Here is a 545-nt window from a genome sequence, read left to right as displayed (position 1 = left end):
ATTCGTCCACCAGCCAAAGCATGTTTAGCAACGATCGCTAAGCTAGGCCCTGGCGACATAGCCCCTAATAAACAGACTGTAAAAAGTGATAACCAAACTGTTAGTGTCATAAAAATCTCCCCTCTTTGACGTTAATTTATCAATAGAGGTGATATAAACTGAAATCAAAGTTAATCATGAAAGTCATGATTGAAACTCATAGGCTAGTGAATAGAGTATTCTGATTGCTGCATTACGCTTTGCATCGTTTTCCGTATCCAACGATGCGCAGGATCGTTATCGTACTTTGGATGCCACATCAGCCAGTATTGATGGATTTGAGTATCAAATGGCAGAGGTTTATGTGCCAAACTCCAATGCTTAGCGAGGTTCACCGCGATATGCTCAGGGACGACCATCAAATGTTCACTTGAGACTAGGCGATTAACCGCCGCCGAGAAAAATGGGACTTTAAATGTGATATGTCGCGCCAACCCCATCTCTTTTAAAACCGTGTCGGTGCTTGAATCTTTATCGCCACCACCCGTGACTTTTATGTGCGAATA

At 42.8% G+C, this 545-nt stretch carries 2 pseudogenes; both read right to left on the bottom strand.

From position 1 onward, the window contains the following. Nucleotides 1-110: pseudogene (locus R7R24_RS29725) on the bottom strand (lysine transporter LysE); the annotation flags it as partial. A gap of 93 nt (nt 111-203) precedes the next feature. Then, nucleotides 204-545, bottom strand: a pseudogene (locus R7R24_RS29720) (LysR family transcriptional regulator); the annotation flags it as partial.

It is taken from the genome of Vibrio sp. 704, from assembly GCF_033339295.1.
The sequence above is the reverse complement of the archived record's forward strand: the minus strand, read 5'-3'. Positions and strand labels throughout refer to the sequence as shown.